Source organism: Endozoicomonas sp. ALB115 (assembly GCF_049310245.1).
Classification (GTDB): Bacteria; Pseudomonadota; Gammaproteobacteria; order Pseudomonadales; family Endozoicomonadaceae; genus Endozoicomonas.
The window spans coordinates 1-19252 of the sequence record NZ_JBLYZG010000080.1; the positions used below are offsets into that span (position 1 = coordinate 1).

Below are 19252 nucleotides of genomic sequence, written 5' to 3' on the forward strand. Positions count from 1 at the left end.
CCCGGAATTGGCTGCCAACCTGGAAACCCTGTTATTGCCCGCCCCTTACCTGTTTATTCATGGGCATAAGATGGATCTGCCAAAGGCACAGATCACCTTCATGCCTCCCCCGGGGCAGCAAACCACCGGCTCAGCATTGATCAACGCCCTGCTCAACCTTTCCGACAGCCAACCACCCGCACCGGAAAACCCGGTCTACTCCCTGCTGATGTCTCTGCCCCAATCCTGTCAAAAGCGCTATCCGGACAGGCCGCCCTGGACCGGGGCGGATTTTCAGTATCGGTTTGAGCAACAGGCCGGGGCAGAACGCCTGCTGGACGGTAGCCCAGGGCTTCTGCCCTGCCATCAACGCCGCGCCTTGCATGTGCTGCTGGCCAAGGCGTATCGCGGTGATCCGGAGATTTACAGCTTCATCAAGGCCAAAATTGCCGGTTATTATCCGGATCAACCCGCCGACAACCGGGCCGACCGATCCGCCCTGGAGCAATGGCTGGCCCACCACTCGGCCCCGGAGCTGAGGGACATCAAGGCTGATTTCTGGGCGCTGGCCCGGCACTGCCCGGCCACGGTACACCAAGGCAGCCAAGACCCGTATCCTGTATCTCACGACGCAGTGAAGCAGCTGGCCATCTATATGGTCGCCGCCGCCCCCCGGGCACAGCAGCGGCCCCTGGCACAGCGATTGGGTGTTGATCTTCGGCTGGCCCGGAAAAAACGCTTTTTTGATGGAAACCTGCGCTCAACCTTAAAAGATACCCTGATCGCTCACCGGGCATCACTCAGGCAAGACATCATCATCAGCCAAACAACCGGGACGCTGGAGAGCCAGATTGCCGCCATTCTGAATCAGACCGATCAACAGAAATCACAACAGATTCGGGAGTTACTGGCCACCCACTTTATTGATGATCAGTTACCCGGACCGTGTCAGGATCTGCCCGATGCCCTTCTTGCCCGACAGCGCCATCACTGGTCCCGGCAGGAGCGGCGTCTGGTGCATTTGGCCAGGAGGGTCCGGAAGCATCCCGTGGTGTTCCTGCAGGGTGAGGCCGGAGCCGGCAAGACCTTTATGGCCAGAGCCATTGCGGCCAGGGCTGGTTATCCAGACTGTCAGGTGCTTCAGCTTGGGCCCAACCACACCTCAGAAGCCCTGTTTGGTGGACCGCAGCTGGTGAGTTATTCAGTGGGCAATGGGGCGGAGGACCATGGCACCGAATTTTGTGAAGGGCCACTGCTGCTGTGGGCATTATCGAAAGATCCGCCCCTGCTGGTGCTCGATGAAGCCAACCTGGTGCCAGAGGGTCTGCTTGCCCCCCTGGTCGGTTTAACCCGGCAGCCGCCGGTGCTCCATTATCAGGGCCGGGAGTACGAACTGAACAACCGGCACCGGATTATTCTCACCGGTAATCCGGATCATTATTCGGGACGGCACCTGGATAACACGCTGAAATCACGGATTCCCACCTTCTTTTATAACCCCTTGCCGGACACCATGCTGGCCAACGCCATCATTCTGCCCAATCTACCGCAGGCCTGGCCTGAGCACCTGAAACAACAGGCCCGTGACCGGCTATTAACCCTGTACAACCAGTTCCGGGAGCTGCAGGGCCAGACCACACCCAGAGATATCACCGATGTGCTGGCCACCGTTCGCCAGATTCTCCGTCACTGTTCCGCTACCGGGGACGACACGCCAGCGCAAGTCAACGCCCTGATCAGGCGGGCATTTATGGACAGTCTGGCCGGTGCTGTAACCACGGAATACCAGCAACGGCTGAGAACCCTCAACGTCTGGTACCAGGGCCAGTTCAAGGAAGATCCGTCCCTTTTGGCGGGGGTTGACTTGAGCTTTACTGATTTTATCCAACGACTGCAGGCCGCCAACCCCGATGGTGACTTCTCTGCGGAGCCTGTCCGGCAGCTGGTCTACCACTACTGGCAAAGTCTGGACAAGGATGACTCGGGACGCACCGCCATACTGGTGGAAGGGCCGGCGGGCTGGGGCAAGGATTTTGTGCTAAACAGAACCATCCGGCTCTGGCAACAACAGCAAGAGAGGAAACAACAGCCAGTACGCCCATTTGTCCATATCAATGCCAACCCGAACCAGTGGACCTCTTTGGCAGAAAGCGTCAAGCAAGCGATGAGCCGGGGGCAACTGATCGCCATCAGTGAGCTTAACCTGATTCCCAGCCACTATGTAGAAGGGTTGCTGAATAATGTGTTGACCGGCCATGCAGCACGGGGATTTCGCCTGTTTGCCACCATCAATCCCGGCTATTTTGCCGGACGGGAAGCGCTGAGCAAGGCCCTGACAAGCCGCTGCACCCAGGTCAGGCTGGCTGCCCTTACCCCGGAAGACCTGGCAAAGATGGTGCGGGGTTTGCCCAAGATACCTGATGGGTTGCCCAAGTGGCTGGCGGGTCACTTCCACCAACTGGCCACAGCACTGCATCAGCAGAACCGCCCGGTGCAACTGGCACTGAACGACCTGTTCAGCAGCGCCCGGCAGCTGGCCAGTCAGCGGCCTGAACATTGGCATCAGGCCTTGCGAAAACACCTGTCACTGCCCTTTCGTGCCTTGCAGACAACACTGCCTCCGCTGAAGGAGGATACCGCACGCCTGGAACGAATCCAGCAGGAAGAACAACGGCGCCGGGACCTTGAGACCATAGCCAATAGCATGCCCGGACTGTTGACGCCCATCACGGTAACATTCGGGCCTGAACTCCGTTGTGGTGACCGGGTAATCACGGTGACACCGGAGGCAACAGATCAGGACGTCATGACAGTTATGCAAGCCATGCAGCAAGACAGGGAGATCAGCCGCACCAGCGGCTCAACGGTAAAGCAAAAAAACCGGCATTTGGCTTACTCTGCCACATTTGGCGATATTGTGGCTTACACCCACCACAAGATCATCAGGTACTACCCGCAATATCCTTACAATGAGGACCAATATCGTCTCTCTTTTCTGGAGACCCGTCTGGATGAAGACGGCCGGTTGCGCAACTACCCCATCGACTGGACAGATGGCACGTTAACATCGGTGGCAGGATGGCCTGATGATACCGCCTGGCGAACCGACCTTGGCGCAGATGAACTGCCCGGCAAGTTTACGCTGATCCTGAATAACCAGTGGCAGCCCCTGCCTGCCCTGACACCCAAAGAGCAGCTCCGGGCACTGCGCTGTACCCCGAAAATACCCATTGAGCTGGCCCGAAGCGAGCTGACAGGGCAACTGTTAATCAAAAGTAAGGCATCCTCAGTGTCACCGGTAACGTTGGACTTTATCATTGCCCCCGGGCAAACCTATTTTACCCAACTGAGACCAGGCGAACCGCTGACATTACAAGAGGGATTGTGCAGTCAACGGCTTGCAGGCCTCCTGGCAGAGAATATTTTTTACTCCGAAACCAACACCTGCGAAGCCTATGCAGAGCTGCATGACATCGATGGGATCCCGGATATCCCGCAACGACTCAGGGCGTTGATGGGTTGGCTGGATACATTTTCCGATAGCAAAAATGTGACCGGGCAAGATGAACAGCTGTTGCTGAATATGCTCAGGGAGAAACAGGGGGTTTGCCGACAAAAGGCGATGATCTTCCAGGTGCTCTGCCACTATTGGGGTATTCCTGCCCGGCAAGTAAGGAATGTCGGGCACAGTTTTGTCGAAATCAGCCCCGATGGCGGCCGCACCTGGCGACAATACCAACTCGGTGGTGGCGGACAGGCCATTGAAGGTATCACAGAACCCGACTGGGGGGATTATCATCAACCAGACCAATCTGCGCTGAAGCCACCCGAGGAGTATGACTATTCCAACCAATTTACCGGTTCATCGCGAGACTTCTTTTATTTAATTGATAAGAATTTTGATTATCTTGCAAACCAATTACTGTTGAACAAAAACGAATCAGCTGTGACGGAGGTTATGCACACACTTGAAGATATCTACTCTGCATTCCACCGAGAACCTGTAAGCTCAAGCAATTACAGAGGGATTCAGAATAATTGGGGGATACTATTATCGCCACAAATGTTTTACCGGTTTGGTAAAAAAATAAATGAATGGAAAAGTATCATAGGAAAAAGCGCTTGGCTTATGGTAGATAATTTGGGCGATGATGCGATACATCATTTCATGATTTCGCCTATAAAGATATTATATCGCCTGATAGATGCACAAGAGCCTGATGTGCACTATTTGAACTGGCTATGTGATCTTTACCGATCCGTACCTGAATTTCTGAAATATGTATTATTGGCCATCTTACAGACGTTCTCTGAGTCCTGTGACTCCTGTCAGTTAAAAGACCAGGTAAAATTAATGCTTATGTCATATTCTTTAAGTCCCGAGAAACTTGCCATTGATGCTGAGGAACAAAAAACTGACAAGGTACGCTTATCAAAGCTCTGCACAGACTTTATCAAAACGATGACCATGAGCCACTCTCTTTTGGAGCAACTATCACAGCCTCGCATCCATCAACAACTCCACCACCAGCCTGTGGGCAACAGCATTATCATCCCTGAAAAGCTTATGTCCGGAGAGGCTGCTTTCCTGAACGTATCAAAATCTACAAGCTACAAACCCATTATCTTCGATTGTACTTCCTTACCAGACCAGGAGGTAGACGACAAGATTGCTGGATCAATAAAATCCGGAGTAAGGCCAGGAATTACCGAAATATCCATGAGTGAAAAGCATGTAGAGTTAAATGGGTTAATAAAAAAAATATTCTTTTATTGGCTGGCAGCACATCACATGAATGATACCACTTCTCCCGTTTGGCTGACTTGCTATTATGGTAACTATTCTAGGACAGTGCAGCCTTACATTGATAATTGGCTTACGCTTGATGACTGCAAAGTTGAGCCCATGGCCCGATTAAAATTACCCCCGGAACGTATAAAATACTGTTTTAACCAACCTTCCGCTGTCGTTCTTCAAACGGATGATTTGCTGGTCCTTTTAGATGAGTTTCTTGCATTGATTGCAGATTAAGAAAACAAGGAGAAGGAAACATTAGCAAACCGCTCAACAATGACTGCTCGATAAATGTTCATGCGTTTGCAGTGGAAGGAACGTTCTTATTATTTTGTTGTCCTTAATCTCATGACACCGACATTCATAAATCAGGCATGGATGATCAAATGGACAAAACAAAAAATGAAGTTATCAATTATCACTCCTTGCCAAGTCAAACAGTAAACTACTCCTCACCACATCAGGTGGGAAACATAAGGAAAATATCGGATTTTTCCGATGGACAGACAAATCTTCAGCAATCTTCATCAAAGCGATCAAGATTGATAGAACCCCAAAAAGTCCCAACGCCTGACTTAGGACAAAGGACAACAGCCGCCTGTCAAGTTACCTCTCACTTTCAAAGTAATCAATCCACCGCCCGCTCAATGGATCAGGAAGCGGCCCATCAGAGCCTGAGCACCGGTGAGTTCTATTTTGCCAATGCTCCGTTAACCCAACAGCGAATTATTGATCAATTACGCCATGAACAGCCTGCAACGTATTGCATTCGCGCGCTGGATGATCTGGAAAAACAGGGTCTGATGCAACAAACCTGGCTAGAGGGCGGCCAATTACAAAAAGCAGAAGGCCGACTGTTTACGGATGAGCCGATGACCCTGGTGTTTGACCTGACCTCCATGACACCCGGTGATATCGCCAGCTTTAATGACCTTCTTCAGGCAGGCCCCAAGTGTAACGATAAACCACTGGGCGACCACATCCGTCGGGTATTTCTGGTCAACCACAGGATGCTGGACGGAAGTAAGCCCGCCAACCCCGACCTCTGGCGCAGATTGGGGCAAATGCCGGAAAAGACCGTATCAGAAGCCGACTGCAATATTGCCGATCCGGTGACCGATGAAACCTTGCTGGCCCAAAAAACCACGGAAGATATCCCGGCCAATGCTCCCCGCACCACCCTCGACTTTGCCACCACCGACCACTGGTACCGCCGACTGTTCGGCGGTATCACCCTCAATGACCGGGGGCAGCTGGTTTTTTCTGACGGGGCCCTGGCCAACCTGAAAGACAATACCCACCTGGTGTTTAACAACGCACCCTGGGAAGACACTGGCTTTCAGACAGCCCTGGCAACGGCCATACGGGTTGGCGGATTCACCGCCAACAAGCAATGGGTCCGGCTGCCTGAGCAGATATCCCTGTCCGTAGCCCATGTCGGTGCCACCGAACTCAACGCCCGGAAAGAGCAGACGATCAGCGACAGCACCGTTTTTTGCCCCCAAAGCCCGTTTGTGGTGATTAACCGCAGCTCAATCGAGCGTCTCAAAGGCCATGTGATGGTAGAGGGCACTACCGTTGTGCAAACGGATATGCTCGCTAATCTGCTGCAAGGTTGCAGGCAACTGGTGCTTACTGGCGAGCTGGATGACAAACAGTGGTTATGGTTATTGTGCCGACTGGAGGAATTACCGGAGATTAAAAGACCACAGTTGTTTGCCAATTTGCCAACCGATTTGTTGCTCCCTGCAAGGGCTGGCGACTGTCCAACCACGGGAGCCTGCAACCCACCACACTGCGCCACTTTCACCTATCGGATTAACCCCGGGGATACCCTGGAATCCCTGCAACAGGTCAACCTCACCAGCCAGAGCTGTTTCACTTTTTCCCTGAGCAACAGTCGACTGCTGGATGATCTGGTCAATGGGACACCAACAACCCTTTATGGTCTGGAGTGCAACCCGGAATTGGCTGCCAACCTGGAAACCCTGTTATTGCCCGACCCTTACCTGTTTATTCATGGGCATAAGATGGATCTGCCAAAGGCACAGGTCACCTTCATGCCTCCCCCGGGGCAGCAAACCACCGGCTCAGCATTGATCAACGCCCTGCTCAACGTATCCGACAGCCCACCACCCGCACCGGAAAACCCGGTCTACTCCCTGCTGATGTCTCTGCCCCAATCCTATAAAAGGCGCTATCCGGACAGGCCGCCCTGGACCGGAGAGGATTTTCAGTATCGGTTTGAGCAACAGGGCGAGGCAGAACGCCTGCTGGACGGTAGCCCCGGGCTGCTGCCCTGCCATCAACGCCGAGCCTTACATGTGCTGCTGGCCAAGGCGTATCGCGGCGATCCGGAGATTTACAGTTTCATCAAGGCGAAAATTGCCGGTTATTATCCGGATCAGCCCACCGACAACCGTGCCGACCGATCCGCCCTGGAGCACTGGCTGGCCCGACACCCAACCCCGGAGCTGAGGGACATCAAGGCCGATTTCTGGGCGCTGGCCCGGCACTGTCCGGCCACGGTTCACCAGGACAGCAAAGAATCGGATGACATAAATAACAACTCAGTGAAAGAGCTCGCCACTTATGTGGTCGCCGCTGCGCGCCGCGCACGGCAGCGGCCCATGGCACAGCGATTGGGTGTGGATCTTCAGCTGGCTCGGCAAAAACGTTTTTTTGATGGAAACCTGCGCTCAACCTTAAAAGATACCCTGATCGCTCACCGGGCATCACTCAGGCAGGGCACCATCATTAGCCAAACGGTCGGGACGCTGGAGAGCCAGATTGCCGCCATTCTGAATCAGACCGATCAACAGAAATCACAACAGATCCGGGAGTTACTGGCCACCCACTTTATTGATGATCAGTTACCCGGGCCGTGTCAGGATCTGCCCGATGCCCTCCTTGCCCGACAGCGCCATCACCGGTCCCGGCAGGAGCGGCGTCTGGTGCATTTGGCCAGGAGGGTACGGAAGCATCCCGTGGTGTTCCTGCAGGGTGAGGCCGGAGCTGGCAAGACCTTTATGGCCAGAGCCATTGCGGCCAGGGCTGGTTATCCAGACTGTCAGGTGCTTCAGCTTGGGCCCAACCATACCTCAGAAGCCCTGTTTGGCGGACCGCAGCTGGTCCGTTATTCAGTGGGCAATGGGGCGGAGGACCATGGCACCGAATTTTGTGAAGGGCCACTGCTACAGTGGGCATTATCGAAAGATCCGCCCCTGCTGGTGCTCGATGAAGCCAACCTGGCACCAGAGGGTCTGCTTGCCCCCCTGGCCGGTTTAACCCGGAAGCCGCCGGTGCTCCATTATCAGGGCCGGGAGTACGAACTGAAGGACCGGCACCGGATTATTCTCACCGGTAATCCGGATCATTATTCGGGACGGCACCTGGATAACACGCTGAAATCACGGATTCCCACCTTCTTTTATAACCCCTTGCCAGACACCGTGCTGGCCAACGCCATCATTCTGCCCAATCTACCGCAGGCCTGGCCTGATCACCTGAAACAACAGGCCCGTGACCGGCTATTAACCCTGTACAACCAATTCCGGGAGCTGCAGGACCAGACCACACCCAGAGATATCACCGATGTGCTGGCCACCGTTCGCCAGATTCTCCGTCACTGTTCCGCTACCGGGGACGACACGCCAGCGCAAGTCAACGCCCTGATCAGGCGGGCATTTATGGACAGTCTGGCCGGTGCAGTAACCTCGGAATACCAGCAACGGCTGAGAACCCTCAACGTCTGGTACCGGGGCCAGTTCAAGGAAGACCCGTCCCTTTTGGCGGGGGTTGACGCGAGCTTTACTGATTTTATCCAACGATTACAGGCCGCCAACCCCGATGGTGACTTCTCTGCGGAGCCTGTCCAGCGACTGGTCTACCACTATTGGCAAAGTCTGGACAAGGATGACTCGGGACGCACCGCCATGCTGGTGGAAGGGCCGGCGGGCTGGGGCAAGGATTTTGTGCTAAAGAGAACCATCCGGCTCTGGCAACAACAGCAAGGGATGAATCGCCCGTTTGTTCATATCAATGCCAACCCGAACCAGTGGACCACTCTGGCCGAGCGCGTTAAACAGGCGATGAGCCGAGGGCAACTGATCGCCATCAGTGAGCTTAACCTGATTCCCAGCCACTATGTAGAAGGGTTGCTGAATCATGTGTTGACCGGCCATGCAGCACGGGGATTTCGCCTGTTTGCCACCATCAATCCCGGCTATTTTTCCGGACGGGAAGCGCTGAGCAAGGCCCTGACGAGCCGCTGCACCCAGGTCAGGCTGGCTGCCCTTACCCCGGAAGAACTGGAAGGGCTGGTGCAGGGTTTACCCGAGATACCTGATGGGTTGCCCAAGTGGCTGGCGGGTCACTTCCACCAACTGGCCACAGCACTGCATCAGCAGAACCGCCCGGTGCAACTGGCACTGGACGACCTGTTCAGCAGCGCCCGGCAGCTGGCCAGCCAGCGGCCTGAACATTGGCATCAGGCCTTGCGAAAACACTTGTCACTGCCCTTTCGTGCCTTGCAGACACCGCTGCCTCCGCTGAAGGAGGATACCGCACGCCTGGAACGAATCCAGCAGGAAGAACAACGGCGCCGGGACCTTGAGGCCAGCGCCAATAGCATACCCGGACTGTTGACGCCCATCACGGTAATATTCGGGCCTGTAACCCGTTGTGGTGACCGGATAATCACGGTGACACGGGAAGCAACAGATCAGGACGTCATGACCATTGCACAAGCCATGCTGCAAAATATGGAGACCAGCCGCAATAGCGGATCAACGGTAAACCCGCAACAAACCGGTCGTTCGGCTTACCCTTGTAAATTTGGCGATATTGTGGCTCCCATCTACTACACGGTCGCCAGGTACTACCCCGAAGACCCTTACGATGCCCGCCAATATCGTCTCACTTTTCAGGAGACCCGTCTGGATGAAGATGGCCGGTTGCGTGACTACCCCATCGACTGGACAAATGGCACGCTAACACCGTTGCCAGGATGGCCAGATGATAGCGCCTGGCGGACCAACCTTGGCGCAGATGAACTGCCCGGCAAGCGTACGCTGAGCCTGAATAATCAGTGGCAGCCCCTGCCTGCCCTGACGCCCAGAGACCAGCTCCGGGCACTGCGCTGCACCCCGAAAATACCCATTGAGCTGGCTCGAAGCGAGCTGACAGGGCAACTGTTAATCAAAAGTCAGGCATCCTCAGCGTCACCGGTAACGGTGGACTTTATCATTGCCCCCGGGCAAACCTATTTTACCCAACTGAGACCGGGCGAATGGCTGACATTACCAGAGGGATTATGCAGTCAACGGCTTGAAGATCTCCTGACAGAGAATATTTTTTACTCCGAAACCAACACCTGCAAAGCCTATGCAGAGCTGCGTAACATCCATGGGATCCCGGATATCCCGCAACGACTCAGGGCGTTGCGGGGTTGGCTGGATACATTTTCCGATAGCAAAAATGTGACCGGGCAAGATGAACAGCTGTTGCTGAATATGCTCAGGGAGAAACAGGGGGCCTGCCGACACAAGGCGACGATTTTCCAGATGCTCTGCCACTATTGGGGTATTCCTGCGCGGCAAGTAGAGAATGCTTCGCACCGTTTTGTTGAAATCAGCCCCGATGGCGGCCGCACCTGGCGACAATACCAACTCGGGGGTGGCGGACGGTCCACAGCAGATATCACAGAATACGACTGGGGGGAGTATCATCGACCAGGCCATTCTGTGCTGAAGCCACCCGAGGATTATGCCTATTCCGACCAATTTATCGATTCATCGCGCAACCTCTATGATTTAATTGATGCGAACCTTGATTGCCTTGCAAACCAATTACTGTTAAACAAAAACAAATCAGCTGTGACTGATGTTATGCACACACTTGAAGATATCTACTCTGTATTCCACAGAGAACCTTTAGACCCCAGCCTTAACAAAGATTTGCAGAAAAATTGGGGGGTACTATTATCGCCACAAATGTTTTACCGGTTTGGTAAAAACATAAATAAATGGAAAAGTATCATAGAAAAAAGCGCCTGGCTTATGGTGGATAATAGGGGCAAAAGCAATGCGATACATTGTTTCATGACTGTGGAAATAAAGATATTATATCGCCTGATAGATGCACAACAGCCTGATGTACACTATTTGAACTGGCTATGTGATCTTTACCAATCAGTGCCTGAATTTCTGAAATATGTATTATTGGCCATCTTACAGACCTTCTCTGAGTCCTGTGACTCCTGTCAGTTAAAAGACCAGGTAAAATTAATGCTTGTGTCTTATCCTCTAAAACCCACGAAAATTAACATTGATGCTGATGAACAAAAAATTTACCAGGTACGATTATCAAAGCTCTGCAAAAACTTTATCCAAACGATGACCATGAGCCACTCACTTTTGGAGCGACTATCACAGCCTCGCATCCATCAACAACTCCACCACCAGCCTGTGGGCAATAGCATTATCATCCCTGAAAAGCTTATGTCCGGAGAGGCTGCTTTCCTGAGCGTATCAAAATCTACAAGCTACAAACCCATTATCTTCGATTGTACTTCCTTACCAGACCAGGAGATAGACGACAAGATTGCTGGATCAATAAAATCCAGAGTAAGGTCAGGAATTATCGAAATATCCATGAGTGAAAAGCATGTAGAGTTAAGCGGGTTAATAAAAAAAATATTCTTTTATTGGCTGGTAGCACATCACATGAATGATACCACTTCTCCCGTTTGGCTGACTTGCTATTATGATAACTATTCTAGGACAGTGCAGCCTTACATTGATAATTGCCTTACGCTTGATGACTGCAAAGTTGAGCCCATGGCCCGATTAAAATTACCCCCGGAACGTATAAAATACTGTTTTAACCAACCTTCCGCTGTCGTTCTTCAAACGGATGATTTGCTGGTCCTTTTAGATGAGTTTCTTGCATTGATTGCAGATTAGGAAAATAGGGAGAAGGAAACATTAGCAAACCACTCAACATGTTCATGCATTTGTAGTGGAAGGAACGTTCTTATTATTTTGTTGTCCTTAATCTCATGACACCGGCATTCATAAATCAGGCATGGATGATCAAATGGACAAAACAAAAAATGAAGTTATCAATTATCACTCCTTGCCAAATCAAACAGTAACCCACTCTTTACCACACCAGGAGGGAGACATAAGGAAAATATCGGATTTTTCCGATGGACAGACAAAGCTTCAGCAATCTTCAGCAAAGCGATCAAGATTAATAGAACCTCAAGAAGTCCCAACGCCTGATTTAGGACAAAGGACAACAGTCGCCTGTCAAGTTACCTCTCACTTGCAAAGCGATCACCCCACCGCCCGCTCAACGGATCAGGAAGCGGCCCATCAGAGCCTGAGCACCGGTGAGTTCTATTTTGCCAATACTCCGTTAACCCAACAGCGAATTATTGATCAATTACGCCATGAACAGCCTGCAACGTATTGCATTCGCGCGCTGGCTGATCTGGAAAAACAGGGCCTGATGCAACAAACCTGGCTAGAGGGCGGCCAATTACAAAAAGCAGAAGGCCGACTGTTTACGGATGAGCCGATGACCCTGGTGTTTGACCTGACCTCCATGACACCCGGTGATATCGCCAGCTTTAATGACCTTCTTCAGGTGGGACCCAAGTGTAACGATAAACCACTGGGCGACCACATCCGACGGGTATTTCTGGTCAACCACGGGATGCTGGACGGAAGTAAGCCCGCCAACCCCGACCTCTGGCGCAGATTGGGGCAAATGCCGGAAAAGGCCGTATCAGAAGCCGACTGCCATATTGCTGATTCGGTGACCGATGAAACCTTGCTGGCCCAAAAAAACACGGAAGACATCCCGGCCAATGCCCTCCGCGTCAACATCAACTTTGCCACCACCGACAACTGGTACCATCAACTCTTTGGTGGTATCACCCTCAATGATCGGGGTCGGCTGGTTTTTTCTGAAGGGGCTTTGGCCAACCTGAAAGAGAATACCCACCTTGTGCTTAACAATGCACCCTGGGAAGACACTGGCTTCCAGGCAGCCCTGGCAACGGCCATACGTGTTGGCGGATTTACCGCCAACAAGCAATGGGTCCGGCTGCCTGAGCAGATATCCCTGTCCGTAGCCCATGTCGGTGCCACCGAACTCAACGCCCGGAAAGATCAGACGATCAGCGACAGCAACGTTTTTTGTCCCCAAAGCCCGTTTGTGGTGATAAACGGCAGCTCAATCGAGCGTCTCAAAGGCCATGTGATGGTAGAGGGCACTGCCGTTGTGCAAACGGATATGCTCGCTAATCTGCTGCAAGGTTGCAGGCAACTGGTGCTTACTGGCGAGCTGGATGACAAACAGTGGTTATGGTTATTGTGCCGACTGGAGGAATTACCGGCGAGTAAAAAACCACAGTTGTTTACCAATTTGCCAACCGATTTGTTGCTCCCTGCAAGGGCTGGCGACTGTCCAACCACGGGAGCCTGCAACCCACACTGCGCCACTTTCACTTATCAGATCAACCCCGGGGATACCCTGGAATCCCTGCAACAGGTCAACCTCACCAGCCAGAGCCGTTTCACTTTTTCACTGACCAACAGTCGGCTGCTGGATGCCCTGGTCAATGGAACAGCAACGACCCTTTATGGTCTGGAGCGCAACCCGGAATTGGCTGCCAACCTGGAAACCCTGTTATTACCCGCCCCTTACCTGTTTATTCATGGGCACAAGATGGAACTGCCAAAGGCACGGGTTACCTTCATGCCTCCCCCGGGGCAGCAAACCACCGGCTCAACATTGATCAACGCCCTGCTCAACGTTTCCGACAGCCAACAACCCGCACCGGAAAACCCGATCTACTCCCTGCTGATGTCACTGCCCCGATCCTGTCAAAGGCTCTACCCGGACAGACCGCCCTGGACCGGGGAGGATTTTCAGTATCGGTTTGACCAACAGGCCGAGGCAGAACGCCTGCTGGACGGTAGCCCCGGGCTTCTGCCCTGCCATCAACGCCGAGCCTTGCATGTGCTGTTGGCCAAGGCTTATCGTGGCGATCCGGAGATTTACAGTTTCATCAAGGCGAAAATTGCCGGTTATTATCCGGATCAGCCCACTGACAACCGTGCCGACCGATCCGCCCTGGAGCAATGGCTGGCCCGACACCCGGCCCCCGAGCTTAGGGACATTGAGGCTTGTTTCTGGACGCTGGCCCGGCACTGTCCGGCCACGGTTCACCAGGACAGCAAAGAACCGGATGACATAGATAACAACTCGGTGAAAGAGCTGGCCACTTATGTGGTCGCCGCTGCTGCCCCCGCACGGCAGCGGCCCATGGCGCAACGATTGGCGGTCGATCTTCGGCTGGCCCGGAAAAAATGCTTGTTTGACGGGCACCTGCGCTCAACCTTAAAAGATACTCTGATCGCCCAACGGTCATTACTCAGGCAAGACACCATCATCAGCCAAACGGTCGGGATGCTGGAGAGCCAGATTATCGCCATTGTGAATCAGACCGATCAACAGAAATCACGACAGATCCGGGAGATACTGGCCACGGCCTTTGTTGATGATCAGTTACCCGGGCCGTGTCAGGATCTGCCCGACACCCTCCTTGCCCGGCAGCGCTCTGACCGGTTCCGGCAGGAGCGGCGTCTGGAGCATTTGGCCCAGAGGGTCCGGGAGCATCCCGTGGTGTTCCTGCAGGGCGAGGCCGGAGCCGGCAAGACCTTTATGGCCAGGGCCATTGCGGCCAGGGCTGGTTATCCAGACTGTCAGGTGCTTCAACTTGGACCCAACGACACCCAGGAAGCCCTGTTTGGCGGACCGCAGCTGGTCAGTTATTCAATGGGCAATGGGGCGGAGGATCACCGCACCGAATTTCGCGAAGGGCCACTGCTGCAATGGGCATTATCGAAAGATCCGCCCCTGCTGGTGCTCGATGAAGCCAACCTGGTGCCAGAGGGTCTGCTTGCCCCTCTGGCCGGTTTAACCCGGCAGCCGCCGGTGCTCCATTATCAGGGCCGGGAGTACGAACTGAACGACCGGCACCGGATTATTCTCACCGGTAATCCGGATCATTATTCGGGACGGCACCTGGATAACACGCTGAAATCACGGATTCCCACCTTCTTTTATAACCCCTTGCCGGACACTGTGCTGGCCAACGCCATCATTCTGCCCAACCTGCCACAGGCCTGGCCTGAGCACCTGAAACACCAGGCCCGTGACCGGCTATTAACCCTGTACAACCAGTTCCGGGCGCTGCTGGAGCAGACTACACCCAGAGATATCATCGATGTGCTGGCCACCGTTCGCCAGATTCTCCGTCACTGTGCCGCTACCGTGAGCACGCCTGGGCAAGTCAACGCCCTGGTCCGGCGGGCATTTATGGACAGTCTGGCCGGTGCCGTCACCCATGACTGCCAGCAGCGGCTGGACACCCTCAACCACTGGTACCAGGGCCAGTACCCGGAAGATCCGTCCTTGATAGCAGGGGTCGACCAGAGCTTTGCTGTTTTCCTGCAGGAACTGCAGGCCACCAACTCCGATGGTGACTTCTCGCCAAAGCCTGTCCAGCAACTGGCTTACCGCTACTGGCAAAGTCTGGACAAGGATGACTCGGGGCGCACCGCCATTCTGGTGGAAGGCCCGGCAGGCTGGGGCAAGGACTTTGTGCTGGACAGAACCATCCGGCTCTGGCAACAACAGCAAGGGATGAATCGCCCGTTTGTTCATATCAATGCCAACCCGAACCAGTGGACCACCTTGGCAAAGAGCGTCAAACAGGCCATGAGCCGGGGGCAACTGATTGCCATCAGTGAGCTTAACCTGATTCCCAGCCACTACGTAGAAGGGTTGCTGAATAATGTGTTGACTGGCCATGCAGCGCCGGGATTTCGCCTGTTTGCCACCATCAATCCCGGCTATTTCGTCGGACGGGAAGCGCTGAGCCTGGCCCTGACCAGCCGCTGCACCCAAATCAGGCTGGCAGCCCTTGACACGGAAGACCTGGCAAGGCTGGTGCAGGGATTGCCCGAGATACCTGACGGGTTGCCCCAATGGCTGGCGGATCACTTCCACCAACTGGCCACAGCACTGCATCAGCAGAACCGCCCGGTGCAACTGCCACTGGACGACCTGTTCAGCAGCGCCCGGCAGCTGGCCAGTCAGCGGCCTGAACATTGGAATCAGGCCTTGCGACAACACCTGTCACTGCCCTTTCGCGCTTTAAAGACACCGCTGCCCCCGCTGCAGGAAGATACCGCAAGCCTGGCACGAATCAAGCAAGAAGAACGGCGCCGGGCCCTTGAGACCCTCGCCAATAGCATGCCCGGACTGTTGACGCCCATCACGGTACAGCTCGGGTCTGCACTCCGTTGTCGTGACCGTGAAATCACGGTGACACCGGAGACAACAGATCAAGACATCATGACGATTGTGCAGGCCATGCAACAAGGCCCGGCGATCAACCGCAAGAGCAGGTCAACGGTAAAGCCGAAAAAAACCGGTCATTCGGCTTACCCCTCCACATTTGACGATATTGTGGCTCCCCAGCACTTCAAGATCACCAGGTACTTCCCCAAAACCCCTTACGATGCCCGCCAATATCGTCTCTCCTTTGTGGAGACCCTTCTGGATGAAGACGGCCGGTTGCGCGACTACCCCATCGACTGGACAAATGGCACGATAACCCCTGTGCCAGGATGGCCTGATGATACCGTCTGGCGGACCGACCTTGGTGCCGATGAACTGCCCGGCAACATTGCGTTAACCCTGAATAACCAGTGGCAGCCCTTGCCTGCCCTGACGCCCTCGGACCAGCTCCGGGCACTGCGCTGCACCCCGGACACCCCCATCGAGCTGGCCCGAAGCGAGCTAACAGGGCAACTGTTAATCAAAAGTAAGGCATCCACACCATCATCGGTAACGGTGGACTTTATCATTGCCCCCGGGCGAACCTATTTTACCCCACTGAGACCGGGCGAGTGTCTGACATTACAAGAGGGATTGTGCAGTCAACGGCTTGTAGAAGTCCTGGAAGAAAAGATTTTTTACTCCGAAACGAACAGCTGCAAAGCCTATGAAGAGCTGCGTGATATCAATGGGGCCCTGGATATCCCGCAACGACTCAGGGCGTTGATGGATTGGCTGGATACATTTTCCGACAGCAAAAATGTGACCGGACAAGATGACCAGCTGTTGCTGAATATGCTCAGGGAGAAACAAGGGGTTTGCCGACACAAGGCGGCGATCTTCCAAATGCTCTGTCACTATTGGGGAATTCCTGCCCGGCAAGTAGTGAATGTTTCGCACCGTTTTGTTGAGATCAGCCCCGATGGCGGCCAAACCTGGCGACAATACCAACTCGGTGGTGGCGGACGGGTTACAGCAGATATCACAGAACCCGACTGGGGGGAGTATGGTCAACCAGGTGGTTCTGACCTGAAGCCACCCGCTACAAGAGGGTATGCCTTTTCCAACCGATTTATCAATTCAACGGAAAGAGGCTCTGTGTTACGGCACAAAATTGAGAAGTCTCTTGAACGTCTTGAAGATTTATTACTGTCGTGCAATAAAAGATCAGTGCTGACTGATATTATGCACCAACTTAAAGATAACTATGCTGCATTCAACAGAGGACCTGAATACTCCAGAGTTTTGCCGAAGGATTGGGGGGTGCTATTATCGCCACAAATGTTTTGCCTGTTTGGTGACAAAATACAAGACTGGGAATGTATCATAGAGAAAAGTGCCTGGAATTTTTCAGCAGTCAGAAACCATTTAAGAACAACTATCAAAAATAAACTGAAACCATTATTTCGACTGATACATGCACAAGAGCCTGATGTGCACTATTTGAACTGGCTATGTGACCTTTACCGCTCGGTGCCTCAATTTCTGAAATATGAATTATTGACCATCCTACAGACGCTCTGTGGGTCCTGTGATTCCTGTCAGTTAAAAAGCCGGGTAAAAGGAATGCTTGAGTCTTATTCTCCAGGACCCAGAACGGATAGCCTTCTTGAATACGAAAATCCACGATTTTCACAGTACTGCATAAACCTTTTCAAAACGATGACCTTGAGCCACTCCCTTTTGGGGCGACTATCCCAGCCTTGCATCCATCAACAACTCCACCACCAGCCTGTGGGCAATAGCATTATCATCCCTGAAAAACTGATTTCCGGCGAGGCGGCTTTCCTGAACGTATCAAAATCTACAAGCTACAAACCTATTATTTTCGACTGTACTTCTTTGTCCAAAAATGCGATGAACGATAAGATTGCTGAAAAAATAAAATCCGGCTTAAAGCCAGTAATTAGCGAAATATGTGAAAGTGAAAAGGTTAGTGTTACCAACGGAGCAATAAGAAAAATATTCTTTATTTGGCTGGCAGCGCATCACAGGCATGATACCACTCCTCCAATTTGGGTGACTCAACAATATAATATCTATTCTGAGGCAAAGCGGCCTGGCTATGAGCCGTTGCTTACAGCTGCTAATCAGCAAGATGCCCCCATGACCGAATTAAAATTACCTCCAAAACGTTTAAAAGAGTATTTTAACCGGCCTTCCGCTGTCGTTCTTCAGGCGGATGATTTGCTTGTTCTTTTAGATGAGTTTCTTGCACAGATCGAAAATAGGTAGTGGCTCTTTCAGGATTCCAGACCAATGTTTCGTGAGCTATAGACAGTGTTCATAGTAGAGCAATCCAAAAGCCAAATAGAGCCTGAGTAGCCAAGTAATTGTCCTTAAATAATTCCGACATTTAGAACTCACTCTCCGTGCATCCTGAGCGGAGTCGAAGGGTGCCTGGCACAATCTATCATGCCTCGGAGTTAACGCCCTTCGACAGGCTCAGGACGAACGGAGTTCGGAGGCTCCGAAATGTGTAAATTATTCAAGGACTATTCCTAACTGCCTTTCACCACCCCGATTGATATTTTCCTGAAATCTGTTGTCAAAGGATTGATCAGATATTCAGGAACGTCGACATGTTGCCAGTTCAATACCAGTTTAAGAACCTGAACCACCTTGGCTTGGTTGCCGCTATGTGTCGGGAGCTAAGGATAGCCGAATACATCGATGCGCGTATAACTAATGACTCCGATGTGCGTCATGTCACTATAGGACAAGCGGTGGTCGCAATGATCATCAATGGGTTGGGGTTTACAGGGCAAACTCTGTATATGTTCCCTGAGTTTTTTGAGGACAAGCCGATTGATCGCCTCATCGGGGAAGGCATACAGCCCGAACACTTGAACGACAAGGTACTTGGTCGGGCCCTTGATAGCCTGTACGACGCTGGCGTCAGTGACTTGTACCTGAACCTTGCCGTTAAGGTTGTCAATCATCTGAAGCTGCCCTGCAATGCATTGAATCTGGATGGCACCAGCTTTCATGTGGATGGAATCTATAACAGTCATGAAAATCCTGATGACTTGAATTGTATCCATATCTGCCGCGGTT

General features: G+C 52.9%; 4 protein-coding genes. All 4 read left to right on the plus strand.

Annotation, left to right across the window (positions count from 1 at the left end; genetic code table 11):
• Positions 1-5011: AAA family ATPase (locus tag ACO6VE_RS21895; RefSeq protein ID WP_422463429.1), on the plus strand; the 5011-nt coding region annotated here is incomplete at its 5' end.
• 410 nt (positions 5012-5421) lie between these two features.
• On the plus strand, positions 5422-11739 hold the full coding sequence (locus ACO6VE_RS21900; protein ID WP_422463430.1) for an AAA family ATPase: 6318 nt from the start codon (positions 5422-5424) through the stop codon (positions 11737-11739).
• 133 nt (positions 11740-11872) lie between these two features.
• Entirely contained in the window at positions 11873-18430 is a 6558-nt protein-coding gene (locus tag ACO6VE_RS21905; protein ID WP_422463432.1) for an AAA family ATPase, read from the plus strand.
• 347 nt (positions 18431-18777) lie between these two features.
• The coding region (locus ACO6VE_RS21910; protein WP_422463434.1) for a DUF4277 domain-containing protein at positions 18778-19252 on the plus strand (475 nt) is incomplete at its 3' end.

Excerpts from the sequence above, each read along its gene's own strand:
- ACO6VE_RS21900 (WP_422463430.1), top strand. The coding sequence starts at position 5,422 with ATGGATCAGGAAGCGGCCCATCAGAGCCTGAGCACCGGTGAGTTCTAT.
- ACO6VE_RS21905 (WP_422463432.1), top strand. The coding sequence starts at position 11,873 with ATGGACAAAACAAAAAATGAAGTTATCAATTATCACTCCTTGCCAAAT.